The organism is Niallia sp. FSL R7-0271, from assembly GCF_038005785.1.
Classification (GTDB): Bacteria; Bacillota; Bacilli; order Bacillales; family Cytobacillaceae; genus Niallia.
Map to the genome: position 1 here is coordinate 2,147,582 of NZ_JBBOTZ010000001.1, position 25,601 is coordinate 2,173,182.

At 39.7% G+C, this 25,601-nt stretch carries 27 protein-coding genes, 1 pseudogene and 2 other annotated features; of the genes and pseudogenes, 6 read left to right on the forward strand and 22 right to left on the reverse strand.

Annotated features, from left to right (window positions below):
• Positions 1–99: 99 nt before the first annotated feature.
• Positions 100–354, forward strand: coding sequence for a type B 50S ribosomal protein L31 (locus MKX82_RS10970; RefSeq protein ID WP_233313675.1), 255 nt, complete (start codon positions 100–102; stop codon positions 352–354).
• 94 nt (positions 355–448) lie between these two features.
• Positions 449–808 (forward strand): hypothetical protein, encoded by a 360-nt coding sequence (locus MKX82_RS10975; RefSeq protein WP_341077112.1) that lies wholly within the window; start codon positions 449–451, stop codon positions 806–808.
• A 53-nt stretch (positions 809–861) separates the two neighbouring features.
• Here MKX82_RS10975 and MKX82_RS10980 read toward each other — a convergent pair whose 3' ends face one another.
• From MKX82_RS10980 to MKX82_RS10990, 3 genes are all read right to left on the reverse strand, one after another.
• Complete coding sequence (locus MKX82_RS10980; protein WP_341077114.1) at positions 862–2,193, reverse strand: metal-dependent hydrolase family protein; 1,332 nt, start codon at positions 2,191–2,193, stop codon at positions 862–864.
• A 101-nt stretch (positions 2,194–2,294) separates the two neighbouring features.
• Entirely contained in the window at positions 2,295–2,912 is a 618-nt protein-coding gene (locus tag MKX82_RS10985; protein WP_341077115.1) for a TetR/AcrR family transcriptional regulator, read from the reverse strand.
• An 83-nt stretch (positions 2,913–2,995) separates the two neighbouring features.
• Positions 2,996–3,436 (reverse strand): Lrp/AsnC family transcriptional regulator, encoded by a 441-nt coding sequence (locus tag MKX82_RS10990; protein WP_341077117.1) that lies wholly within the window; start codon positions 3,434–3,436, stop codon positions 2,996–2,998.
• Between the two features lie 166 nt (positions 3,437–3,602).
• On the opposite strand from MKX82_RS10990, the gene MKX82_RS10995 reads away from it, so the two are divergent.
• Both MKX82_RS10995 and MKX82_RS11000 read left to right on the forward strand, forming a co-directional pair.
• Positions 3,603–4,367, forward strand: a complete 765-nt coding sequence (locus MKX82_RS10995; RefSeq protein WP_233313670.1) for an SDR family oxidoreductase — start codon at positions 3,603–3,605, stop codon at positions 4,365–4,367.
• Positions 4,368–4,507: 140 nt separating this feature from the next.
• The gene (locus tag MKX82_RS11000) at positions 4,508–5,221 is read left to right on the forward strand and encodes a DUF554 domain-containing protein (RefSeq protein ID WP_341077119.1); all 714 of its coding nucleotides are present in this window, start codon (positions 4,508–4,510) and stop codon (positions 5,219–5,221) included.
• Between the two features lie 67 nt (positions 5,222–5,288).
• Here the strand turns inward: MKX82_RS11000 and trpA are convergent, their stop codons facing one another.
• The 8 genes from trpA to MKX82_RS11040 all read right to left on the reverse strand — a co-directional run bounded on the left by trpA (position 5,289) and on the right by MKX82_RS11040 (position 13,011).
• A complete protein-coding gene (gene trpA / locus MKX82_RS11005; protein WP_233313668.1) occupies positions 5,289–6,068 on the reverse strand; it encodes a tryptophan synthase subunit alpha in 780 nt (259 codons plus the stop codon).
• Position 6,069: 1 nt separating this feature from the next.
• The gene (gene trpB / locus MKX82_RS11010; RefSeq protein WP_341077122.1) at positions 6,070–7,272 is read right to left on the reverse strand and encodes a tryptophan synthase subunit beta; all 1,203 of its coding nucleotides are present in this window, start codon (positions 7,270–7,272) and stop codon (positions 6,070–6,072) included.
• 14 nt (positions 7,273–7,286) lie between these two features.
• Entirely contained in the window at positions 7,287–7,901 is a 615-nt protein-coding gene (locus MKX82_RS11015) for a phosphoribosylanthranilate isomerase (RefSeq protein WP_237941525.1), read from the reverse strand.
• Positions 7,902–7,915: 14 nt separating this feature from the next.
• Positions 7,916–8,692 (reverse strand): indole-3-glycerol phosphate synthase TrpC, encoded by a 777-nt coding sequence (trpC, locus tag MKX82_RS11020; RefSeq protein ID WP_341077127.1) that lies wholly within the window; start codon positions 8,690–8,692, stop codon positions 7,916–7,918.
• A 1-nt stretch (position 8,693) separates the two neighbouring features.
• Entirely contained in the window at positions 8,694–9,716 is a 1,023-nt protein-coding gene (gene trpD / locus MKX82_RS11025; protein ID WP_233313664.1) for an anthranilate phosphoribosyltransferase, read from the reverse strand.
• Positions 9,713–10,303, reverse strand: a complete 591-nt coding sequence (locus MKX82_RS11030) for an anthranilate synthase component II (RefSeq protein WP_237941527.1) — start codon at positions 10,301–10,303, stop codon at positions 9,713–9,715. The genes trpD and MKX82_RS11030 overlap by 4 nt, the downstream gene beginning before the upstream one ends.
• Positions 10,300–11,691, reverse strand: coding sequence for an anthranilate synthase component I (gene trpE / locus MKX82_RS11035; protein WP_233313662.1), 1,392 nt, complete (start codon positions 11,689–11,691; stop codon positions 10,300–10,302). The genes MKX82_RS11030 and trpE overlap by 4 nt, the downstream gene beginning before the upstream one ends.
• Positions 11,692–11,770: 79 nt before the next feature.
• Positions 11,771–12,005 (reverse strand) — a binding site (T-box leader).
• 45 nt (positions 12,006–12,050) lie between these two features.
• Positions 12,051–12,313, reverse strand: a binding site (T-box leader).
• A gap of 59 nt (positions 12,314–12,372) precedes the next feature.
• Positions 12,373–13,011 carry an MOSC domain-containing protein gene (locus MKX82_RS11040; protein WP_341077131.1) on the reverse strand — a complete coding sequence of 213 codons (639 nt, stop codon included), beginning with the start codon at positions 13,009–13,011 and terminating at the stop codon, positions 12,373–12,375.
• A gap of 167 nt (positions 13,012–13,178) precedes the next feature.
• On the opposite strand from MKX82_RS11040, the gene MKX82_RS11045 reads away from it, so the two are divergent.
• Positions 13,179–14,474, forward strand: a complete 1,296-nt coding sequence (locus tag MKX82_RS11045; protein WP_267913275.1) for an MFS transporter — start codon at positions 13,179–13,181, stop codon at positions 14,472–14,474.
• Between the two features lie 83 nt (positions 14,475–14,557).
• On the opposite strand, the gene MKX82_RS11050 is transcribed toward MKX82_RS11045, so the two are convergent.
• The 3 genes from MKX82_RS11050 to MKX82_RS11060 form a co-directional block, all read right to left on the reverse strand.
• Positions 14,558–16,432 (reverse strand): PTS fructose transporter subunit IIABC, encoded by a 1,875-nt coding sequence (locus tag MKX82_RS11050; protein WP_341077135.1) that lies wholly within the window; start codon positions 16,430–16,432, stop codon positions 14,558–14,560.
• Between the two features lie 78 nt (positions 16,433–16,510).
• The gene (gene pfkB / locus MKX82_RS11055; RefSeq protein ID WP_233313659.1) at positions 16,511–17,416 is read right to left on the reverse strand and encodes a 1-phosphofructokinase; all 906 of its coding nucleotides are present in this window, start codon (positions 17,414–17,416) and stop codon (positions 16,511–16,513) included.
• Positions 17,413–18,165 (reverse strand): DeoR/GlpR family DNA-binding transcription regulator, encoded by a 753-nt coding sequence (locus MKX82_RS11060; protein ID WP_233313658.1) that lies wholly within the window; start codon positions 18,163–18,165, stop codon positions 17,413–17,415. The genes pfkB and MKX82_RS11060 overlap by 4 nt, the downstream gene beginning before the upstream one ends.
• Before the next feature lie 273 nt (positions 18,166–18,438).
• Here MKX82_RS11060 and MKX82_RS11065 point away from each other — a divergent pair, with 273 nt between their 5' ends.
• A complete protein-coding gene (locus MKX82_RS11065) occupies positions 18,439–18,789 on the forward strand; it encodes a hypothetical protein (protein WP_233313657.1) in 351 nt (116 codons plus the stop codon).
• Positions 18,790–18,955: 166 nt separating this feature from the next.
• Here the strand turns inward: MKX82_RS11065 and MKX82_RS11070 are convergent, their stop codons facing one another.
• The 8 genes and pseudogenes from MKX82_RS11070 to thiM all read right to left on the reverse strand — a co-directional run bounded on the left by MKX82_RS11070 (position 18,956) and on the right by thiM (position 25,550).
• Positions 18,956–19,507 carry a GNAT family N-acetyltransferase gene (locus MKX82_RS11070; RefSeq protein WP_233313656.1) on the reverse strand — a complete coding sequence of 184 codons (552 nt, stop codon included), beginning with the start codon at positions 19,505–19,507 and terminating at the stop codon, positions 18,956–18,958.
• Positions 19,508–19,543: 36 nt separating this feature from the next.
• Complete coding sequence (locus MKX82_RS11075) at positions 19,544–20,290, reverse strand: exonuclease domain-containing protein (protein WP_267913274.1); 747 nt, start codon at positions 20,288–20,290, stop codon at positions 19,544–19,546.
• A complete protein-coding gene (locus tag MKX82_RS11080) occupies positions 20,277–21,257 on the reverse strand; it encodes a DUF294 nucleotidyltransferase-like domain-containing protein (RefSeq protein ID WP_341077140.1) in 981 nt (326 codons plus the stop codon). The genes MKX82_RS11075 and MKX82_RS11080 overlap by 14 nt, the downstream gene beginning before the upstream one ends.
• A 118-nt stretch (positions 21,258–21,375) precedes the next feature.
• Positions 21,376–22,641, reverse strand: a complete 1,266-nt coding sequence (locus tag MKX82_RS11085) for an ammonium transporter (protein WP_341077142.1) — start codon at positions 22,639–22,641, stop codon at positions 21,376–21,378.
• Between the two features lie 328 nt (positions 22,642–22,969).
• Positions 22,970–23,050 (reverse strand): annotated as a pseudogene (locus MKX82_RS30415) (YjcZ family sporulation protein); the annotation flags it as partial.
• A 154-nt stretch (positions 23,051–23,204) separates the two neighbouring features.
• A complete protein-coding gene (gene thiE, locus MKX82_RS11095; RefSeq protein ID WP_341077145.1) occupies positions 23,205–23,891 on the reverse strand; it encodes a thiamine phosphate synthase in 687 nt (228 codons plus the stop codon).
• Between the two features lie 17 nt (positions 23,892–23,908).
• The gene (thiD, locus tag MKX82_RS11100; RefSeq protein WP_233313650.1) at positions 23,909–24,721 is read right to left on the reverse strand and encodes a bifunctional hydroxymethylpyrimidine kinase/phosphomethylpyrimidine kinase; all 813 of its coding nucleotides are present in this window, start codon (positions 24,719–24,721) and stop codon (positions 23,909–23,911) included.
• 1 nt (position 24,722) lies between these two features.
• Positions 24,723–25,550, reverse strand: a complete 828-nt coding sequence (gene thiM / locus MKX82_RS11105; protein ID WP_341077151.1) for a hydroxyethylthiazole kinase — start codon at positions 25,548–25,550, stop codon at positions 24,723–24,725.
• Between the last annotated feature and the right edge of the window lie 51 nt (positions 25,551–25,601).

Genomic DNA, 25,601 nt, shown 5'->3' on the forward strand with positions numbered 1-25,601 from the left:
CGCTTTATACGATTCCAATTAATATATAATGCACATCACTTGCAAAACGTAATGATTTCGATTATCATGAGTATGTAGTAAAAAATATGAGGTGATAATATGAAAGCAAATATACATCCAAATTATGAAAAAGTCGTATTTATGGATACGAACAGCGGCTTCAAATTTCTAACAGGTTCGACGAAAAAATCCAATGAGACTATTAAATGGGAGGATGGCAATACTTATCCTCTTATTAAAGTAGAGACTAGTTCAGATTCACATCCATTTTACACAGGTAAGCAGAAATTTGCAGATAAAGGCGGAAGAGTGGATCGCTTCCTGAAAAAGTACAATATGAAAGAAAACAATTAATGAACATTGTTAATGGCTCTTTGGTAAATCGTAATAGTTACGATAATTCTCTACTACTGATTAGTATCTGCTTAAATAGCAAAGGTTGCCTATAATGAGAAATGAAAAGTGGATGGAGATACTTGAAAGGAATTTCGTCAACACACTGCCACCGTTTAAGAAAGCAGTTTACCAATATATTGTAGATAAGGAAGAGTCTTTAGCACAGAAAGCTGATTCAAAAACACAGTTTCTATCACTTCTTAAAGAGCAGCTGCCGCATCAAGAGGCAGCCGCTCACTTTAAGATGACATTAACGGAAGTAATCAGCTTAATGCACGAAACGGAAGATGAGATTAGTGAGGTTTTAGAAAGAAAAGCAAAAAAATATCAGTGGATTGACTGTACAGATGAAGTGAACGGCAATGGATTCAAGAAAACGGGCAATAGCCAATATTTTCTTTGTCTCTCTTAGAGCCCTCACTTATATTAGTAAGCTGAAACCAGAAATTTATATTTCTGGTTTTTTTATTCGTTGCTCCATACTAAATCTAGCAAATCATCCACTTCCTTCATTTTATTTACGTTTGGATTTTTTATAAGTTGACCATTTACCATTACCATCGTTATATTTGATAAAGCTTTGATATTTTCTAATGGATTATGGTCCATTACAATTAAATCTGCTCGTTTTCCCATTTCAATCGTTCCAGTTAGATGATCTATGCCGAGAATTTCTGCATTTGTTTTTGTTGCCTTTTCAATTACCTGCAGTGAATCGAGCGACGTTTTTCGCATAAGATGGTCCAGCTCGCGCCACATATCATAGTGTGTCACAAATGGCATTGCTGCATCTGTACCAATCCCCATTTTTATCCCATGTTCTACCGCCTGCCTTACACTTGCTAGCATCGAATCGTAAACAAGCCGAGAGTTTTCTTGCACTGTTTCGCTCACTTTCGTCAGACTCAAATCCAATTTTGCGCTAGGATAATCAGCCTGCAAAGTAGGAATTAACGCTGTGTAACCCTTTAAGGCTCTAGGATTACATTTATACAGACTGATAATTTCCTCATCCATCTCCGCTCCATGTTCTATCGTATCAACCCCTCCCTTTAGTGCAACTCTTACTCCTTCCGTACTTTCCACATGTGCGGCAACACGTATGCCGATTTTATGAGCTTCCTCACATATGGCGGCAACTTCGTCCTCTGTCATTTGTAACCGGCCAGCTTCCCCGACCATTTTTGCATCTGTAACACCGCCGGTGACACAGATTTTAATTAAATCCACCCCATGTTTAACATTTATTCTCACATTTCTTCTCGCCTCCCACGGAGAATCGCCGACTAAGGCTAAATAAGGTGCGCCGTGACCGCCTGTTACACTTAGGAAGTAGCCTGCTGTAAGTAAGTTCGGACCTACGAACTTGTGCGCATGAATCTCCTCCCTCAGCTCCACATCTTTATAAAAGAATTCACCTACGCTGCGCATCGTCGTTACACCAGAATGCAAGGCGGTTATGGCATTTTTTTTCATCCGTTTTTTTAAGATTCTTCTTCCTATCGATGTATCCAAAAGATGGTGAAACGCAAAATTTAAAAGCTTTTCACTTACTGACAATGTAAAAGGCTTTCCGTCTGCAAACAGATGTACATGGGCGTTGATGAGGCCAGGCATTACATAGTTCCCTGTTAAGTCTATGCTCTCATAATGACTTGGAACAACGAGATTGCTTGTCTTTTCGATTTGATGAATTCTCCCTTGTTCGTTTACTAATATGGTCATATTTGTATCTGCAAATTTTTTCCCATCACCATAGATTATATGGCAATTATGTAAGGCATATCCTGTCTTCATGAGTGCTTCCTCCCATTTTTCAAAAATGAATAGTTTATTCATTTTTAGTTTTTAAAATAGTGATTCACCTTAAACTAAGTGAATCACTTTAGTGTACAGTATTATTCATTTAAGCTTTTGAGTCCATGCAGCCTGTATATGCTAAGCACCTCAAATATCTGCTGTCTGCTTTCTATGCTCATCTCTCTCTTTAATAAGTCTAAAATCATGTTGACGAAACTATTAGCGAGAATATTCAATAAAATGAAATTATCCTCACTGTTTATTTCATATCTTTTGTACGTACTCTTAACGTACGGCATTTTAGTTTCCATCATTAAATCAATCAGCTCGTTTTTGGCATTGCTGTATTCCGTTCCTTGATTTTTTTCAAAAATAATCACAATCTGCTGATGATATTGGGTTAATAGATTAATCTGCTTTTGAAAAATATCTGCCCTTTTCTCCGTCCTCGCCTCAGCAAACAATGTCTGGTTATCAAAATGAATGCTTTCAACTAACACCTTTTGCAAATAATCGACTAAGGATGGTGGAACGACCGAATAAAACAAATCGTTTTTATTTTTGAAATACGTATAAATATTTCCGACTGAAATTTGAATTTCTTCAGCGATATCGCTCATTTTTGCATTCAAAAATCCTTTGTTAAAAAACACTTTCAAGGCGGCAGCTTCGATTTGTTTTTTTACTTCCTCTTTTTTTGACTGGATAATAACCACCTCGTAATAATGAATGATGTATTCACTATTAATTTAGTTTAATTCTTGGTTGCTGTCAAATAATTGTAACTGGATGTAGAAAATCAAAAAGAGATCTTTTCCTCAAACTCACTTTTCATAACGATTATGGGTTGTGATAATCCAAATCTCATTAAAGAATCTAAAAATGAAGCAAGCGAATCAAGTGAATCGGTCCTTACTTTTAGTAAATAGTTGGCTTCCCCACTGACACGATATAAATCTATTACTTCAGGCGCCACTTCACAGTATGTTATAAAATCAGCGCACTTGCTCGTTTTAAACATGATGAACGTTAAGATATTTTTATTAATTTTAGAAGGTTCAAACTTTGCTTTATAACCAGCTATTACCCCTTGCTCTTCAAGCTTATTAATTCTTTCTTTGACAGCTGGCTGCGTCATGGATATAACTCTGCCGATTTCAGAGACAGGTATCCTTGCGTTTTCAAATAATAAATTCATAATTTTATAATCTGTTTCATCCAGTTTTACTGTATTTTTCATGGTTAGTTCCCCTTCTTTATTTTATAAAGTATTACGGCAATATGTCTTTAAAATCACAAGCCAAATGAGTTTTCTTTTTATAATTATATATTTAGTTTTCTGATAATTCCAATAAAATATAAGTATGCTTTAAATAATAATTCACATTAATGGGGCGTGATTATATATGAAGAATTTACAAGACAAAATAGCTTTAGTGACAGGTGCCAGCCGTGGAATTGGCCGTGCAATCGCCAAAAGGTTAGCAGATGATGGGGCCATCGTTGCTGTTCATTATGGAAGCAATCAAAAGGCTGCTGATGCTACGGTTAAGGAAATTATCGCTGCAGGCGGTGATGCTTTCTCCATTCCAGCTGATTTACAGTCTTTGCACGGAGTAAAAAAACTGCTGCAGCAATTAGATGAAAAGCTGTTAGAAAAAACTAGCTCCGTCTCATTTGATATATTAGTAAATAATGCAGGTATTGGAACGCAAGGAACCATTGAAAATACAACAGAAGAAATCTTCGATGAAATCATAGATATTAATATTAAAGCACCTTTTTTCCTTATACAGAATGCCATACCAAGACTAAGAGAAAAGGGACGCATCATTAACATTTCATCTGCAGAAGTACGGATTGGTTTAACAGGGTCGATTGCCTATGGTTTGAGTAAAGGAGCGCTTAACACGATGACACTTCCATTAGCAAAACACCTTGGTGAACGTGATATAACAGTTAATACTATTATGCCTGGGTATACAAAGACAGATATCAATTCCAAGCTGCTGGATAATCCGGAGATTAAAAAGTTCGCCACTGAATCCTCCGTATTCCACCGATTAGGTAAAGTGGAAGATATTGCAGACGTTGTTTCATTTCTTGCTTCCTCTGACAGCCGTTGGATAACTGGCCAAATTATAGATGCTTCTGGAGGATTTAGTCTATAATTCCCCCCTACCTCTAGTTAACTGTTTGTTATATCGGTATATCTATTCCGATTAACTAGTAAAACTTCGACTTTATTTATCGGAATTTTCCTCCTATAATCTATAGAGACACAACTAAATAGATAGATAGGATGAACATAATGATTTTACTGGGAGCAATAGTTAATGGAGTAGGTATCATGATTGGTGCACTACTTGGCAGTGTCCTTCGCCGTATACCTAACAATATGAAGGACGCTGTTATGAATATAATGGGTTTGTCTATTGTCGTATTAGGAATTCAAATGGCACTTAAAACGGCGAATTTTACGATTGTGATTTTGAGCCTTTCGTTAGGTGCAATTATTGGTGAATTATTAGCGATAGAAGATAAAATAACCAAGCTTGGACAATGGATAGAAGCAAAGGTTGGTTCTGACAAGCAGGGAAGCATCTCACAAGGCTTTGTTACAGGTACGTTAATATTTGCAATTGGAGCAATGGGGATTATTGGAGCTCTCGACAGCGGGATTCGCGGCAATCATGATGTTTTATTTACAAAATCGATTATTGATTCATTTATCGCACTTATATTGACTTCCACTTTAGGAATCGGCGTTCTTTTTTCAGCTGTTCCTGTTATTATTTATGAAGGGCTAATTGCTGTTTTTGCAACCCAGATTGATCGTGTGATTCCGCAGCAATTAATGGATCAATTTATTTTGGAAATGTCAGCTACCGGCGGGGTTATGATTATGACGATTGGCTTAAATTTAATAGGGCTGACCAAATTTAAAGTGGCAAATCTTCTGCCTGGAATTCTCGTAGTTTTATTGCTTGTTTCCATTATGTATGGTTATAATATTTATTTTTAATCGCTTTTGAAATCAAACAGGCAGAAAGTATTTTCTGCCTGTTTTTCATATGGATGAATTTTGCTTCTTAAACAGAAACCCTCTTGCTGGCTGCTATTAAGCTTCTAATTCCTTCTAAATCATTTTTCTCAAATAACTCAATAATTTTGCTGCCGACAATAACGCCGTCACAATATTGCGTCATGTCTTTCACATGCTGTGGGGTGGAGATGCCAAAGCCTGCCAACACTGGAATAGGGCTGACTTCTTTCACTTTAAGCAGATGCTCTCCTAGCTGTTCTTGAAAGACTGTTCTTGCCCCAGTGATTCCTGTTACGGTGACTGCATATAAAAAGCCATTGCCTTTTTTGGCTATCTGTGCAATTCTATCTAATGAACTTGTTAATGTTACAAGTCGGATGATTTCGATGTGATGCTTGTCAGCAGCAGCTTGCACTAGGCCTTCTTCTTCAATTGGCATATCTGGCACGATTATGCCGTTAACGCCTGACTCTTCGCATGATTGAAAGAAATCCTCAATGCCATAGGCAATGATTGGATTTAAATACGTCATAAAAACAATCGGGATGGTTGTCGTTTCCCGGAAGGAAGTTAATGTTTGAAACACTTTCTTCAATGTTGTTCCTGCTTGAAGTGCCCGAATTCCGGCAGCTTGAATGATCGGTCCGTCTGCAACAGGGTCGGAAAACGGAATCCCAAGCTCGATTGCTGTTGCTCCGCTGCTTTCAAGAAATTTAATTTTTTCCTCTAGTGTGTCTAGGCCGCCATCGCCTGCCATAATATATGGAACAAAGGCTTTGTCGCCATTCTTTTCAACTTGTGCAAAACGCTCTGCAATTGTCACCATCTTATTGATTCACTCCCATTCTGTCCATTACTGTATTAACATCTTTATCGCCTCTGCCAGATAAGCAAACGACTATCGCTTCCTCTTCGTTCATTTTAGGTGCATGCTTCAAGCAATAAGCAATTGCATGAGAGCTTTCTAATGCAGGAATAATTCCTTCTAGTCTGCACAGCAGCTGCAATGCTTCAAACGCTTCATCATCTGTGACCGATTCATAATTCACTCTGCCGATATCATTTAAATAGCTGTGTTCTGGTCCAACGCCAGGATAATCAAGTCCTGCCGAAATGCTGTGCGCTTCTTGAATTTGTCCATCCTCGTCCTGCAATAAATACATATAAGAACCGTGAAGCACTCCGGGTTTGCCTTTCGTTAAGGATGCAGCGTGTTTATCTGTATCTAGTCCGTGTCCTGATGCTTCTACACCATAAAGAGCAACATCTTCATCCTCAATAAATGGATAGAACATGCCCATCGCATTGCTGCCGCCGCCGATACATGCAATCACTGCTTCTGGGAGTCTTCCTTCCTTTTCCAAAAACTGTGCCTTCGTCTCTGTTCCGATGACGCTTTGGAAATCACGGACCATCATTGGAAATGGATGTGGTCCCATAACAGATCCAAGTATATAGTGGGTGTCCATTACATTAGTAACCCAATATCTTAGTGCCTCATTACATGCATCCTTCAATGTCGCACTTCCAGAGGTAACACTTTCGACCTTTGCTCCAAGAAGCTCCATCCGGAATACATTCAGTTTCTGTCTTCTAATATCCTCTTCGCCCATAAATATCGTACATTCTAAACCGAGCAGCGCACAGGCAGTAGCTGTTGCAACACCATGCTGGCCTGCTCCAGTTTCGGCAACGACCTTTGTTTTACCCATGCGTTTTGCCAAAAGCGCCTGGCCGATAGCATTATTGATTTTATGTGCTCCTGTGTGGTTCAAATCTTCTCTTTTTAAGTAAATTTTCGCTCCGTTTAAATGCTTTGTAAGTCTTTCAGCATAATAAAGGGGTGTTTCTCTGCCAACATAATCCTTCAGCAAATAATTTAATTCCTCTTGGAATGCTGGGTCTTTTTTTGCCTCGATATAAGCATTTTCCAATTCAACAACTGCTGACATTAATGTTTCTGGAACATATCTTCCTCCATAAATACCGAAATGTCCTGTGCTGTCTGGATATGAATAGTTAACTGTCATGATTGTCGCTCCTCCTATTTGTTTACTGCTTGAAGTGCTTCCTGTAAAAATCCTTCAATCTTCTGCAAATCCTTTTTCCCATCTGTTTCTACACCGCTTGATACATCGAGCATAAAGGGATCGACCATTGTCTTTGCCTGGTTTACATTGTCTTTATGTAAGCCTCCTGCAAGAATGACTTTTTTGCCTTTAAAGTCATAGTTTTTGACGATATTCCAATCAAACGCTTTGCCATTTCCGCCAAAGTACCTCTCCCGCGCACTATCCAACAGGATATAATCAGACTGAAAATCCGCAATTATTTCCAAATCGCTTTCTTCCTTTATGCTGAACGCCTTTATTACTGGCAATTCAAAGGAAGATGCATATTCACTCGATTCATCTCCATGAAGCTGAATGACATTAATGCCTGAAATCCGGACAATTTCATCGATTCTTTCTCTTGTTTCATTGACGAACACCCCAACTTTCCAGATGTCATCAGGAAGCTTATCGATAATCGTTCTGGCTGTTTCCGGCTCGATTTTCCGTTTGCTGTCTGCAAAGACAAATCCGATAGCTTTCGCTCCATTTTGAACGGCGCAAAGTGCTTCTTCTTCTGCTCTTATCCCGCATATTTTGACATTCATACATGGTCACTTCCTTATATTTGGACTTTCATGCTTGCTAATGTTTCTTTTAGATTAGTAGCTTTCATAAAGGTTTCCCCGACTAGTATTGCATTTGCACCTGCAGCAACAACTCTGTCAATATCCTCCTGTGAGGCAATTCCGCTTTCGCTCACTAAGTATCTGCCAGATTCCTTAATAGTTGGCGCCAAACGTTCCGTAACTTCTAAGGAGACGTGGAATGTTTTTAAGTCTCTGTTATTAACACCGATCAGCTGACAGTCCGTTTGAAGGGCACGCTCAAGCTCCTCTTCATTATGAACCTCCATCAGCACCTCCAAGCCGCTTGCAACTGCATACTTGTAAAGGCGGTTCAGCTTCTCATCATCAAGGGCTGCTGCAATTAACAACACAAGACTTGCGCCCTTTGCTTTAGCAAAATCTATTTGAATTTCATCAATGATAAAGTCTTTGCATAAGACAGGGATAGGAACTGCAGAGCTGACACGCTCCAAGTCCTCATAGCTGCCTTTGAAGAACGGACCGTCTGTTAAAACAGACATACAATCAGCACCGTATTGCGCATATTTTAAGCCTTGCTCTTTTGGATCAACACCAATATTGATATCTCCTTTTGAAGGGGAAGCTCTTTTAAACTCAGCAATAATCGCAAGCTGATCCGTGTTTGCCAGTCTTTCCATAAATGATTTTCTTGCCATTGTAGGACTTTTTTGTATTACAGCTTTTTGCTGCTTAAGCTCCTCAACAACTGCTAGCTTTTTGGCGATGATTTTATCTAGAATGGTTTCCATTTTATATCCCTGCTTTCTCATATAATGAACTGTTCGTTACTAACTGTTCGAGTTTTGAAAGAGCTGCCCCACTGTCAATACTGTGTCTGGCAAGCTCGATTCCCTCTTCGATGCTCATTGCCTTTCCTGCAGCGAAAATACCTATTCCTGCGTTTAACAAAACAGTGTCTTTATATGCACCTTTTTCCCCGTTGAGCACTTTAAGCAAGATCTCTGCATTTTCCTTTGCGTCTCCGCCGCGGATTGCTTCATTGTTGTACACAGGTAGATTCACTTCCTCCGGTCGCAGAATTACCTTTCGAATCTTTCCTTCTTCTAAAATAACGAGTTCATTGTCTCCTTGCAGGGATGCTTCATCCATTCCGCCGGCCCCGTTAAGGACAACGGCTCTTTTCCGTCCTAATCTTTTCAAGCTTTCAGCAAAAACCTCTGTGTAATCTCTTCTGTATATGCCAAGCACCTGTGTTTCCAGCTCAATAGGATTCGTTAAAGGACCAATTAAGTTGAAAATTGTCGGAATGCCCAACTCTCTTCTCACTTTCATGATTCTGCCCATTTTCGGCTGTACATGCTGTGCAAATAAGAAGGTAATGCCGATATTTTTTAGCTGCTGTTCATTCTGCTCTGGTGTGACATTTAAATGGATGCCTAAATGCTCCAAAACATCTGCACTGCCAGTCTTGCTTGAAACACTTCTATTGCCATGCTTTGCAACTGGAATGCCTGCTCCTGCTAACACGAAGGCAGATGTGCTGCTGATGTTAAAGCTATGAGAGCCATCGCCACCTGTTCCGCAATTATCGATACAGCCACCTACATTTTCGAATTTTAATGTCTGTTCTCTGACTGCTCTAACTAAACCAACGATTTCGTCAACCGTTTCGCCTTTTAGCTTTAATGCCGTTATAAATGCTGCCAATTGACTGTCTGTAACGCTATCTGTAAAAAAGGTTCTCGAGACGTCAAGCATTTCCGCTTCTGTCAGTGATTCATGATTCATTAATCTTTGTAAATAACTCTTCATCTCAATACTCCCTTTCTTGTTTCTGTAATAAAGTTGGCAAGAAGCTGCTTGCCTGTGTCTGTTCCAACTGATTCTGGATGAAACTGAAATCCGTATACTGGGTAGTGCTTATGTTTAATTGCCATTATTTCTTGATCGTCATGAGATACTGCTAACACTTCAAAGTTTCTTGGCAATGTGTCTTTTTGTATAACAAGTGAATGATACCGCATCACTTCAATCGGACTAATTAATCCGGCAAACAGCGGGTCATTATTTACATCTGCCAAATAAGAGGTTTTCCCATGCATAATATTTTCTGCTCTTACGACCTTAGCCCCAAAAGCTGAGCCAATCCCTTGATGACCGAGGCAAATTCCTAAAATCGGAAACTGTTGATGTAATTTCTGTATTACTTCAATCATAATGCCGGCATTTTCAGGGCGGCCTGGACCTGGAGAGAGTACAATACTAGCAGGGTTCAGCTTCTGTATATCCTCCACTGTCAGCTCATCATTGCGAACAACCTTCACTTCTTCGCCTAATTCTCCTAGATATTGATACAGGTTATACGTAAATGAATCATAATTATCGATTAATAAAATCATGATAGTCCCTCCAAAAACACCTTTAATTTATGGATTGTCTCTTCGTACTCTTTTTCAGGGACGGAGTCATATACGATGCCAGCACCTGCTTGTATATAGGCTTTATCATCCTTAATAATCATCGTCCTTATAGCCAGTGCAAAATCCATGTTGCCATTTTGGGAGAAATAGCCGACTGCCCCAGAATAAATTCCTCTTTTGACCCCTTCAAGCTCATTGATAATTTGCATTGCTCTAATCTTCGGGGCACCAGAAACTGTCCCTGCAGGCAAGCATGATATGAGTGCATCTACGCTTGACTGATTATCCTTGATTTGGCCGCTTACCTCTGAAACGATATGCATCACATGCTTGTATTTTTCAACCTTCATATATTTCTCTACTTTAATGCTTCCGAAATGACTGACCTTGCCGACATCATTTCTTGCTAAGTCTACAAGCATTTTATGTTCAGCCAATTCCTTCTCGTCTTGCAGTAAATCTGCTTCAAGCTCTATATCCTCCTCCGGTGTAGCTCCTCTAGGTCTTGTTCCGGCGATTGGGTTTGTAATAACTGTTCCATCGCTCGCCTTTATCAAACTTTCAGGTGAGCTGCCGACGATAGCATAATCAACAAAATCGAGATAGTACATATAAGGTGATTGATTTTTCACTCGCAGCTTTCTGTAATAAGAAAAGCTCGAACCTTTAATATCTGCTGACATCCGCTGAGAAGGTACGACTTGAAAGATGTCTCCTTCTGCAATATATTGCTTCGCCTTGTTTACTTTTTCTACAAATTCCTCTTTAGTGACAGTTGCTTTAAAAGCAGACAGCTGAACATCTTCTGTACTTTCTGTATACTGTGACTGAATTTCCTGCTTTCTTGTTTCGAGCCTGTTCTTCAACTGCTCTTCTGTCGTTTCGTCTGTTAAAGGAGATGCAACCAAATAAACAGTTTGTTCTAAATGGTCAAAAATTACGAAATCTTCAAAAAACATTAAATGCACGTCTGGCAGCTTTAGCTCATCCTTCGCCTCCGGACCAATATTTTCGTACTGCCTAATATTGTCGTAGCCGACATAGCCGACCGCTCCAGCATTTATCGGCAGTCCATATGGCAATTGAAGGTCTTGAACTGGAAGGAGTTTTTTGACAAGATCCAAGGCTTTTTCATCCACTGTTTCTACGCTGTCTTTTCGTTTCACTGTTGTAACTGGCCCATTGCCAATAAGTTCAAAAACTGGATCGCTGCCTATAATCGAAAACCGGCCTGATGCTTCATGCTTTAAGGAACTTTCTAACAGGAACTTTTTTTCTCCAGTTAATTTTTGATAAATACTGATTGGTGTGAGCGTATCGCCTTCCAATTTTTCGATAATCACCATTTGGCTGCCTGTCGTTTTCATTTCTTTACCTCCGTTTATGTGTCCTCTAAAAAATCCAATAAAAAAGTCCCCTATTATTACAGACATAAAAGCTGCAATAATAGAGGACGATTAGTTAAACCGCGGTACCACCTCAGTTAGAGTGAAAAACACTCTCTCTTTTCGAATACAAATAATATTCTATCCTGTTAACGGTGGAAACCGGCAAGCCCTACTAATTTGTTCAAACCCGCACTCTTAAGTCCATTCAGCTAAATGTTTGGATCGGTTTTCACCAAACCACCGACTCTCTTTACCAGACATATTAGCTTACTACTCTTAATCATTGATTTTAGTATGAAATTATTTTTTCGAACGCAAAAAGGGTCTCTCTCCTGTAAAAAAAGGACGAGAGACCCGTGGTGCCACCTTCATTAGCTTTGTTAAAAAGCTCACTCTAAGAAATCATGCACTCAAAGATTCTTTGGCGCATATTTCGGTCTCTTGTAACGATGAGACATTTCGCTAAAGCCTACCTCTTGAATATCAAGTTTCGGTTTAGAAGCTCAGAAGTCCATTCACTATTGTGTAACACTGATTCTCACCAACCATCAGCTCTCTTAAGTTCCAGTCAATAGTTACTACTCTTCGTCATCACTCAAATTTATGTTAAACCAATCATAAAATACGCCGATCTTTATGTCAAGGAATTTTACATAATTTTTATTTCTGCAGTGCTTTTTGGAAACGGTTCGTCCAGTCAGCGGCAAGATCTTCAAGCTGCAGCATCCGCTCTACTTCTTTTTTATTATTCCGGTCAAGGAGCATTACTTTCGTAGCATCCCATACAGAAATTTCCTCTTGTTTACGTTCAAGCAATATTAGAGGCGAAGACGATGAAACGGTTCCTTCTTTTAGAACCTTCAGAAAATAGCCTGTGTAGCATGTTTCTACTATCTGACCTAAAAATGTCGGAATGTCATTGTACTTGGATATCGTACTGCACGGAATTCTTCCTTGCGTGACTTGGATAACAGCATCGCCAACTGAAAAAACATCACCAATATATGTATTCTTTTCAAGCAGGCCTGTGCCGCAAATATTTTCCCCGAAAACTGGCGGTTTTAATACAGTGTTAAACTTTTTTTCCCAATTTTGATAATGCTCATATGAATAAAAGCATACAGCCCTGTCTCTGCCACCGTGAAATTCTTCGTTAGCAACACCATCGCCGTCAAAGCCGTCGAATGATAAAAAACATTCTTCTAAAACCGTTTTACCAATGGCAGTTGAGACATCTCTGCCGTTCCAATCATAATTCTTTGGCTTGCCCACACTTAAACAGATTATTTCTCCCTTCATCTTATCCTCCCAAGTGTTTTTTAATTATTATAACGCTAATCCTTTTATGCGAACAGAGCTTTACATAACTTACGTTCACAGTATTTCCTAAAAATCTCAAGTGTAAATAAAATCGTACAAGTACATATTATTAGTAGTCAGCACTATTTAAATCAAGGAGAATTTAAATGGATCACATAAATGAGGAAAAAGGCTTTTTCAGTTTTAGTGATGAACATAAAAAAAAGGATAAAGCAAACAAAGATACAGCTAATAAGGGTAAAGATGTAAAAGTTACAAAAATGTCTGTTTTGTCTATTTCTTCCATACCATTAGTAATGACGCTTGGAAATAGTATGCTGATACCAGTATTGCCAAATATCGAGAGTCAACTTGGCATCTCGTCTTTTCAGGTGAGCATGATTATTACTGTTTATAGTATTTTGGCGATATTGCTTATTCCTGTAGCCGGTTATTTATCCGACCATATCGGCAGAAAGAAAGTCATTATTCCAAGCCTAATCATTGCCGGAATTGGAGGAGCGATTTGCGGCTTTGCAGCATGGAAAATAGAGAACTCTTATTGGATTATTCTTGCAGGCAGGGCATTGCAAGGCATAGGAGCCGCAGGAGCATTCCCGATTGTATTGCCTCTTGTTGGTGACATGTTTAAAAAAGAAGAGGAAATAAGCAGCACATTAGGTGTGATTGAAACAGCCAATACTCTAGGTAAGGTGCTGAGCCCTGTGCTTGGTGCAATCATAGCCGGAATTGTCTGGTTTATGCCATTTTGGGCCATACCTGTATTTTGTCTCATTTCCATCCTTCTCATCATGATTTTTGTTAAAGTGCCTGGAGGTCCAAGTGAACCGCCGCCTTTCAGGGTGTTTATCCAACATACGAGAAAAGTAATGAAAAAAGACAAAAAATGGCTTTATGCTATTTTTTTAATTGGTGTTATCATCATGTTCGTCCTTTTTGCGGAACAGTTTTACCTATCAGACATACTTGAAAAAAAATATCATATAAAAAACATAAAAAAAGGGATGTACTTGGCGATTCCACTTGGAGCACTTTGTCTGACTTCATTCATTACAGGAAAGAAAATTAAAAAAGACCAAAATTTGATGAAGTGGATTACTTTCACAGGCATCGTGTTCATTATTATTGGGACAGTTGCCCTCAGCTTTAATGATAATTTATGGTATATCATCTCCGTACTAACTATTTCAGGAATTGGAATTGGCGCAAGTCTTCCCCCATTAGATGCCCTCATTACAGAAGGGATTGAAAAGGAAGAACGCGGCACCATCACAAGCCTGTACAGCTCGATGCGCTTTATTGGTGTCGCAGCAGGGCCTCCGATTATGGCATTGTTAAGCAAGGAAATGGAAAGTCTTCAATTTTATATTTTAGCAGGCGTTGCCTTAATCGCGGCACTTGCTGTGTTATTCCGAATAAAAGCAAAAGGAAATGCCCATTAAATCGGCACTTCTTTTGCTTTTAATATCGTTTTGCTACAAAAAAGGAACCTGCTAAAACTGCAGGTTCCTCCCTAAATTAATTATTATTTTTTCTCTGCGACTGGCTTCTTCAAAATACCTAGAAGGATTGCTCCTACAACAGCACCGATAATTACTGCCAACAAGTATAGCAGCCAGCTGCCATCCACAAGACCGAATACGAAAATACCGCCGTGTGGTGCTCGTAAACCGATGTTGAACAGCATTGATAATCCACCTGTGATTGCTGCACCGATTGCAACAGATGGGATTACACGCAGCGGATCAGCTGCTGCAAATGGAATTGCACCTTCTGTGATAAAGGAAAGACCCATAATGTAGTTCGTTGTACCAGCATCTTTTTCTTGCTTTGTAAACTTATTTTTGAAAATAGTTGATGCTAATGCAATTGCAAGCGGCGGAACCATTCCACCAGCCATTATTGCTGCCATCGGCTCATAAACACCGTTAGCAATTAGACCTGTTCCGAATACATATGCAGACTTATTGATAGGACCACCCATGTCAATAGCCATCATTGCACCAAGGATAATACCAAGCAGTACAGCGTTAGCTGTGCCTAGTCCTGATAACCAGTTTGTAATAGCCGTGTTTAGATCGCCAACTGGACCGATTACAACATAATGCATGATTAAACCTGTAATTAAAATACCAAGCAGTGGGAATAATAGAATTGTTTTAATACCTTCAAGAGATCTTGGCAATACTTCCAGTGCCTTCTTAATTCCGATAACTACATAACCTGCAAGGAAACCTGCGATCAAGCCGCCTAAGAAGCCTGCACCGCCATTTGCTGCCATAAGACCAGCAACCATACCTGGAGCGAAACCTGGGCGATCAGCAATACTCATTGCAATAAAGCCTGCTAGAACTGGAACTAGTAAGGAGAATGCATTGTCTCCGCCGATAAGCTTCAGAACTGCTGCAAAAGCATTATAGCTCGGATCGTTCTGATCAGACGAGTTATAACCGAACATGAAGCTGATTGCGATTAAAATACCGCCGCCGACTACGAATGGAAGCATGTTAGAAACACCGTTCATCAAGTGTTTGTAAATACCTGCACCGCCTTTTTTGCTGCTTTCTTCAGCTTCTTTAGCACCAGAACCACCTTGATAAACAGGAGCTTCCTGCTTTAGCGCCTTGTCGATAAGCTCTGCCGGTCTTCTAATACCATCAGCAACTGGTGTTTCAATGACATGCTTGCCTTTAAAGCGCTCCATTTGCACCTTCGTGTCTGCTGCAACAATTACTGCTGTAGCGTTTTCAATTTCTTCTGCCGTGAGGACATTTTTCGCACCGCCTGAGCCGTTTGTTTCAACTTTAATATCAACACCTAGCTCTGCTGCTTTTGATTTCAAAGAATCAGCTGCCATATACGTATGTGCAATTCCTGTTGGACATGCTGTAACAGCAACGATAAAGTTCTTTTTATCAGCAATGTTTTGCTCCTCTTGTTCCTCTTCCTCATCATAGCTGTCGATGATGTCCACTACATCTTGTTCTGTTGCAGCAGCAAGCAGCTTAGCTCTGACTTCTTCCTTCAATAGAATGGTAGAAAGTCTTGATAATGCTTCGAGATGGGTATTGTTTGCACCATCTGGAGCGGCAATCATAAAGAATAAATGTGCCGGCTGACCATCTAAAGATTCATAATCCAGTCCACTTACAGAACGGCCAAATGCAATCGCTGGGTTTTTAACAGCACTCGTTTTCGCATGAGGAATCGCGATTCCTTCACCGATACCTGTTGTGCTTTGCTCTTCTCTTTTTAAGATTGCTGCTTTATATTCTTCTTTATTTGCTAACTTTCCTGCTGTGTCTAATTTTGCCACCAATTGATCGATAGCTTCTATTTTTTGTGTTCCTTCTATATTTAAAAGGATAGTATCACGCGTCAGCAATTCTGTTATTCTCATCTGTAACGCTCCTTTTCGCTGATAATGTTAATTGAGCTTACAGCTTATGCATCCATCTGGATACACAAGCTGTAATCATTACTTCAGTATTACTTGCTCAAGCAAGCTTTCGACTTTCTCTTTCGTGCATAAACCGATAGAGAAGGCTGTAGCGCTGCCCGAAGCAATACTGTATCGGAATGATTCTTTTAAATCTTGTGTCTCATTGTATTTAGCAAGGAAACCGGCAACCATGCTGTCTCCTGCTCCGACTGAGCTTTTGACTTCGCCTTTTGGCACAGTGCTAATAATTGTTTCGTGCTGGTTAATCAATACTGCACCATCTCCGGCAAGGGAAACAATAACATTTTGTGCGCCAAGCTCTAGCAGTTTCTTCCCATATGGGATAACATCCTCTGCTGTTGTAATGGTTGTATTAAATAAATCTCCAAGCTCATGATGGTTCGGCTTGATTAAGAATGGATTATACGGAAGCACCTTCTTCAAAAGGTCTCCTTCTGCATCCACTACAAAAGATACATCGTTCTCAGAGCAGATTTTCACGAGCTCTTCATATGTGTTTGCTGGAAGTGTAGACGGTATGCTGCCTGCTAGCACTAACATATCTTCCGATGTCAGCTTGCTGATTTTTTCTTTCAGTTCTGCTAATTTCTCTTCAGAAATTGCCGGGCCTGCTGCATTCAATTCTGTTTCATCTGCAGCCTTCACCTTCACATTAATTCTCGTATCTTCTTCTACTTCCACAAAGTCAGTGTCAATCGCTTCTTGTTTAAGCTGATCTTTTATATAGCTGCCAGTGAATCCGCCGACAAAACCAAGTGCCTTGCTTTGTACACCCATCCTTTGCAGTACTTTGGAAACATTGATGCCTTTTCCTCCTGCAAACTTGCTCGTGCGCTCTGTTCTGTTCAATTCTCCTAAATTCACTTCGCTAAGTTCAATGATATAGTCAACAGATGGGTTCAATGTCAACGTATAAATCATGCTGTCACAACCTTTATACTAGTTTTTTTGCTGTACATCTCTAAAATCTCGCCATCATTACCGTTTGTAATGATAGATGCTTCATGGATGTCGGCAATCTTTGAAAAATACACTTCAGAAAATTTTGTGTCATCTGCTAGGAAAAACGCTTCTCTTGAAAGCTCAATCGCCTTGCTCTTAACCATTGCTTCCTCTTGATCAGGAGTAGTATATCCAAATTCAGGATGAATACCGTTTGTTCCCATGAAGCATTTATCAAAGCGGTACTGGTTTAAGCTTAATAGTGCACCTCTGCCTACAAGTGCGTTTGTTCTTTCCTTTACATATCCTCCGATTAGATAGGTTTGGATTCCTGAGGAAAGAAGTTCCTTCATATGCATCAGACCATTTGTCACCACGACTATTTTCTTTGTTTGCAAAAAAGGAATCATCTCCGTAACAGTGGAACCAGCATCCAAATAGATACTTTCGCCTTCTTCGACAAGATTTGCAGCATATGCTGCAATCATTTTCTTTTCTTGAAGGTTTTTGGCTGATTTTTCATCCATGCTCGGTTCGTTCATTTTTCCTTGCAGTCGTGCTGCGCCACCATGAACTCTTTTTAAAAATCCTTCTTGCTCTAATTGTGTCAAGTCTCTTCTGATTGTGCTTTCAGAAGTTTCCGTCGCGTCTACTAAATCCTGTATTTTAACAATGTTTTGTTGTTTTAATAATTGCAAAATCAGTGAATGTCTTTCTGGTGTTAACAACTGCCCACATCCTTTCTTTTAATGAACTGGGTTTGTTGTCGATAGACTAATAATACTGTAACCGATTTCAGATTTCAAGCATTTTCTTTCAAAAACATTCAAAAAAAATCATATCTTGATAGTTTTTGAATGTTTTATTATTTTTTATAATATTTGCAGATTTCCGATTATACGCTCGAACGGTGTCGAAACTTGTAATCTCATTGCAACATTCTACAGTTTCTCCTATAATTAATAACAAGATTCACCAAATTTCTTAAAGAGGAAAACTATATGAAAAAACTTTCTTATTATTATCTGGAGTTCATTAAAATCTTAGCGACAATCGTTATCCTGTTTGCATTATTTGGAACGATAAATGATGTCATCATTCAACTGATTAGTGGAACGTCTTTTCCTGACACATCCATGTTCCAAGGAAAAAGCTATTTACTGCTACTTTTCATAGCACAGTTTATTGGTTTTGCGATTATTACAGTTGTCCTATATGTAAATATCATTTCATTTGTTGGATTTAACCAACAAAAGGGACGTAGAAAATTTCCGAAAACTTGGGTACAAAAACTGATTATCATTGCACTCCTTTTAATTTTCGCTTTTTATATTGTGCTTCTGTTCCATTAAGAAGTAAATATTTGCGCTAAATTGCTGAATATGATACTATCAAATCAAGATATAGGTAATTCTATTAAAAAATTATCTATATATAGTGATATCCTTCTTAATTATCCAATCTTTCCGCTTCCGATGAAGCGGTCTTTTTTTGTAAAAAAAAGGACCGAGTCTTCTTTTACAAAGATTCGGTCCTTTTTCTTTCCTTATATTCTGCTTTCGTTATCGCGTAATAAAGACTCGTAACAGTCATCTCTTCAAAAGCCTTCAGTTGTTCCATTTTTTTATACCTGTAAGTAAAACCGCATTTTTCCTGAACCCGCCCAGACCTGTCATTGAAATCAAACCGGCCGCACCAAATCACATCTGCATCCAACTGATTAAAGCCATGCTCAAGGATTAATTGAACCGCCTCCGGCATAATTCCTAATCCCCAATAATCAGGGTGGAGCGCAAACCCAATTTCCAGCTCTTTCAATCCGGAGCTCTTCTCTCCTTTATATGAATGCAAACCAATACTGCCAATCACCTTGTTTATGTCAGGCAACAAAATCGCATAAACTTCTGCTTTCATTAAAAACAACCGAATAATCTGCTTGCTTTCTTCTTCTGTTCTATGGGGCTTCCAGCCAGCGTTTGGGCCAACTTCTTCTCTTTGCGCATATTCGAAAAGATCGCTTGCATCCGCCAGACTCCAGCTCCGCAACAGCAGTCTGCTGCTTTTTAGCATGTGTTCCCACTCTTTTCTTGTATGTTGTTTAAAAATTTATCTTCTAGCTAGCATTTCATAAATATCCTGCAATGTAACACAGCCTAAGTCCTGCGCTTTTTTTAAATAGCGCGACCAAAGCTGCGCAGTCAATCTCGCATCCCCAAGAGCATGATGCCGGTTATTTGCCGGAATGCCATTTAAAGAGCACCAATCCTCCAGACTGACAATTGTTTTATTTGGTTCAACAATTTTAAACAAAAAAGCAGTATCAACAACACGGTGTTTAAATGGTGTCTTGAATTGCTTCCAGCACGCAGACTGCATAAAGTTCTTTTCATGTGACGAATGATGAGCGACAAGTGTATCATTTTCAGCAAACGCAAAAAACTTTACGAGCGCCTCTGATAACAAGGGCGCTTCTTTTGTGTCCTCATTTCGTATTCCTGTTAGTAACGAAATTTCTTCAGGAATAGGACCATTCGTATTTACCAATGTGTAAAATTCTTCCTCTGTCACTGTACAGCCCTTTACTTTAACAGCACCAATCGAAATAATCTGGTCGCCCTTATCTGGGAAAAAACCGGTTGTTTCTATATCAAAAACTACTGTCTCAATGTCCTTCAACGCCAACTGGGAAGCAATTTCGATTTTCAATTCCTTTTGAAGCTGTCTCATAAATGCATGCTGCTGGGAATTTAATACCCCTGTTCCTTGATTAAACACATTAGAGTTCATCTTGCCATATAAGTCTCTCATATATTGAAAAAAAGATTCCACACCCACATTTTCACCCTTTTTCAATTAGCCTTTTCACTTGCTGATATAGCTTGATTCCTTTTCTCAGCAAATGCTTTACCTCTGTTCTTTCTTCCTTTGTCAATTGGTTAATATTTAAGAAATGGACATCACTGTAGTCCTTATCATCCTGAAATGAAGCTGTGCGATAGGTGAGAATCCGCCGAAAATAGCACTCATATTCTACCATTAACGGTTCATAGACACCGATCTTCTTCAAATCTGCCATCCTGCCTAATGTAGAGGTAGCGATAACTCCCTCTTTTATCGCAAGCAGCCTAATTGAATTAACATAAGGCAAATACAGCGTATTCTTCATATGCAGTGAGCCGCGATGCACTCCTGTCCGCTCCACAAAAAACTGGCCAAAAATGCCGACTCCTTTTTTAATTCTCATCACATTATTTAAAAATCTGACAAGCAAGGCAGGATGCTGTTCCCTGTACGCATGGATAACAGATCTTAGCTCGTTTACAAACTCTTTGTTGCCGATAAGTTCTCTGCTGTCATAAAAAATCTGCAAATAACGAATTGATTCCCAATTCTCCATTTCCATCCATTTGTTCAGCTGTTCTTGCCATTCTGCAAAGGATTTACACCAAATAGGATTGCTGCTCATAACATTGCCTTCACAATAAGGATAGCCGACCGTGTTTAGTGCATCACTCACCATCTTACCGAGAGCTAAAAAGTATTCTTGCACAAAAGGAGCATCCTTTTGAAAAATCATCCCATGATCTTGATCACTAATGACACCTTGCTCCTTCCTGCCTGCACTTCCTGTTACAAACCAGGCAAAATCACAAGGCGGTTTTCCATGCTCTTTTATAAACTCCTCATAAACAGCACCAAATGTTTCTGTTAAGATTAAATCATGCTGGTTGTTAAGGGTTTCATTCGTTAAACGATGAAGTTTCTTAAAACCTTCCTTCTCTCTCTTTAACTCTAATAATCTTCCATTATATGAGCACATCCACGCACTTCCTTGCACATATATAGTTAATAATATTTTAGCATATTTTTTAAAAAATGAAGCTTATAAGAAAGGAGAAGCCTCACTTTTAAAAGTGAGGCTTGCTTTATGTCATGTATTAGACGCTTTTTGACTCATCCTTTGGCAAGAACACTTCTGGATAACCGTATGTTCCATGCTCACTGATGTCTAGACCCTTAATCTCCTCTTCTTCTGTTACGCGCAGTCCACTGATCTTTTTAATTACAAACAAGATAGCAAAGCTGACAACGAATGCGAATAATGCACATGTTACAACACCTAACGCCTGAACACCTAACTGATGGAAGCCGCCGCCGTAGAATAAACCTGGCTGCCCAACAGTAGCTAACTCTTTCGTTGCGAACAACCCAGTTGACAATGTTCCCCACACCCCTGCAGTACCATGAACAGATAGTGCAAAAATCGGATCATCAATTCTTCTGTTCTCAAAGAATCGAACACTGTAGAAAACAAGAATTCCAGCAATTAAACCAATTACAACCGCGCCCCAAGTATCAACGAACGCACATGATGCAGTGATTGCAACAAGCCCAGCTAATGCTCCATTAAGCGTTGTTGTAATATCTGATTTTCCTAGGACAATCCAAGAGATTAACAATGCAGAAACCGCTCCGGCAGCTGCAGCTAAGTTTGTATTCAAAGCAACAAACCCGAAGAATCCATCTGCAACAGAAACTGTGCTTCCAGCGTTAAACCCGAACCAGCCGACCCAGAGAATAAGTACACTCAATGCCGTATACACTTGGTTATGACCGAAAATCGGATTAGCAGAACCATCAGCATTGTATTTACCGATACGAGGCTTTAAGAGAATAGTAGCAGCAAATGCAGCCATCGCACCTGTTAAATGCACAACCGTTGATCCAGCGAAATCCTGCTTCCCGTGTTCAGCAAGCCAGCCGCCGCCCCAAATCCAGTGCGCAATGACCGGATATACAATGGCAGAGAATAGAACGGAGAAAATCAAGTAAACTGATAATTTAGCACGTTCTGCAAAACCGCCAAGTGCAATTGTTAAGGAGATTCCGGCAAATGCAAGCTGGAATACGAAGAATACTGAAGTCTGCAGCGCAGCATCCGGAATTTGTTCACCGGAGTAGAAGAACTCTGACATTCCAACAAAAAAGTTTGCATTTCCTCCAAAAATAAAGCCATAACCGACAGCCCAGAAAACTAATGAAGAAATTCCGAATGTGAAGATTGTTTTGCCGGCAATATGACCAGCATTTTTCATTCTTGTGGAACCCGCTTCCAATAATATAAATCCGCCAATCATAAAAATAACTAAAATTGCACCAACCATCGTCCACAAGCTGTTCATCAAAAATTCTAAATTATCCATTAAGTCATTTTCCCCCTTTTTGTAATTTAGTTTACATGAAGTGTCATATAATCTAACACTTGATAAACCTTATTTTACCGATATAAAAAATTCTGTCAATATTTTTTATAAATTTAATTTTCTAAAAACTTAAATTATTTTAACTAAGCTTCTCTTTCCCTATCTCTAATACGCTTTCCAGATATTTATGTATAAAACTTACTGCATAGATGAAGATTCAACAAACTGTTAACAGATGGTATTCCATGCTATCCCAATCACCAACTTACGTAACAAAAGTTGACATAAACAAAAAAAGCCAGCCTTTTCAGGCCAGCTTTAAAAATTATTAGCAAATCAATGTTGCACCAACAATGATTAATAGTATAAACAATACAACGATCAACGCAAAGCCGCCACCATAACCGCCGCAGCCTCCGCCGTAACCATATCCGCCATATCCGTAACCGTACATAGAACATCTCCCTTTCTGATTTCGTATTTGCAGCTTTTTTCGTGTTTCCTTTGCTGCTTGCTACAAAATCATCTTATGCGGTAAATGTCTATTTGGCTGGGTGTTTGCCTTAATTTTCGCTAAAAACCTTGTTTTCTTCAGAGTGATTCGATACTGCTGCCAATACACGCTCTGTTTGGAGCTGTGGATTGTTTGATGCGCTGATTTCGGAAATAAGTGCGACACCGTCGCCGCCTGCTTCCATTACTGGTGTGGCATTAGCCGCGGTTATCCCGCCAATTCCAACAATGGGTATGTCGGTATTTTGTCTCCTTACATCCTTAATTAATATTGTACCACGCACTTCTGTTGCATCTTTTTTTGTATTCGTTGGGTAAATGGGGCCAATCCCTATATAATCAGCACCTGCTAATATTGCTGCCTCTACTTCCGCGAGACTGTGTGCAGACACACCAAGAATTTTATCACCGATTTTTTCTCTGACAGAATGTGCCGTTTCATCATCCTGACCAATATGCACACCGTCTGCATTTAGTTCTACTGCTAAATCTACATCATCGTTAACAATGAATGGAACTTTATAAGATTTACAAAGCTGCTGAAGCTTTTTGGCAAGCTCCTTTTTAGCAGAACCAACGAGGGCATTCTCTCCTTTTTCACGGAACTGGAACATAGTGATGCCCCCTTTCAGCGCCTGTGTAAGCACTTCTTCCGGAGGCAGCTTGCTGTTATTACTGCCCATAATAAAATAAAGCTTCATCAGCTGCTTCATTTCCTGCACTGTGTATTTCTCCATGACCTTTCTCCCTTTCCCTACTGTAATGATGATGCACGCATCTTTGCATAAGCCCAATGATTAGTTGGGCCATGCCCTTGGCCTATGTTCAAATCATGCTTTATTGCTAAATAAACAAATTCCTTGGCCGTCTCAAATGATTGGCGAACAGACAGCCCGTTTGCCAGAGATGCTGCCATTGCTGCTGCAAAGGTGCAGCCTGTTCCGTGCGTGTTCTTCGTATTCAGTCTTTTTGAGTCAAGAGTAAAAAAGACACTGCCATCATAAAGCAAATCAACAAGGTTATCCCCATCACCGTGACCGCCCTTTATTACAACATGCTTAGCACCCATGCTATGCAGCAAAACAGCAGCTTCCTTCCTTTCGTCCATACTGCGAATCGACAAGCCTGTCAGAACTTCGGCCTCAGGGATATTCGGTGTAATGACTGTTGCTAATGGGATAAGATGCTCCTTCAAGGCGGTAACTGCAGCATTTTGCAGCAAGCTTGCTCCCCCCTTTGCAATCATAACAGGATCTACTACAATGTTCTTCCATTCATATTGCCTGATTTTTGCTGCAACAAGCTCGATAATACCACTGTCAAAGAGCATACCCGTCTTAATAGCATCTGTGCCGATATCTGTGGCGACTGCGTCAATCTGTTTTTCAATTGCTTCCAAAGACATAGGATAAACAGCAGCTACTCCTAAAGTGTTTTGTGCTGTTACTGCTGTAATGGCTGACATGCCGTACACACCGAGCTCCTGAAATGTCTTTAAATCTGCCTGAATACCTGCCCCGCCTCCAGAATCTGAGCCGGCAATTGTCAAGGCTATTCTTTGCTTCATATCACTCACCTGCTTGCATTGTTATTTTTTTATAGTGCCTAACATCCTCTTCAGCAATGCTGTATAACGCATCTAAAAACGCTGTCTGAAAGCTGCCTGGGCCAATTTCCGGCTTATTATCTACAACTTTTTCAGCGGCAATCCCATAAACAGCCAGACCGCTAGCTGCTGCAAGGAGCACGTCTTGTTCCACAGCGATAAACGCAGCCAGTACAGACGATAGCAGGCAGCCTGCGCCAGTCACTTTTGTCATGATAGGATGACCATTGCCAACATAATAAATATCCTGCCCGTTTGTCACAACATCCTTCTCTCCTGTAATACATACAGGTGCACCGATTTTTTGCGAGGCTTTAACAGCGATTGCTGCATGATCATCTAAGGAAGAAACAGAATCCACTCCTCTTATTTCTGCTGCCATTCCGGCAACATTTGCAACCTCGGCAGCATTCCCCCTCAATAACGTTATATTAACCTCTTGCAAAATACGCTGAATGGAAGTGGTGCGAAAAGCCGTTGCACCAGCTCCAACTGGATCTAGAATTACTGGTGTATTAGCAGCGTTCGCTGCTTTTCCGGCAATAATCATGCTTGTTACATTGTCAGCATTTAATGTACCGATATTTAACACGAGAGCATCTGCTACTGATGCCATATCTGCAACCTCTTCTTTCGCATAAGCCATCACAGGAGAAGCGCCAATTGCCAGCAATCCATTTGCAGTGAAATTGGTGACAACTACATTCGTGATATTATGGATAAGCGGCGTTTTCTCTCTTAATCTGGTAAGAAGCTCTTCTGCTGTTGGGTTGTGTTTTACTGATGTCATTTTTTCTTCCCTGCCTTCTAGTATTATTTCCAAACAAAAAAGCTCATGTTT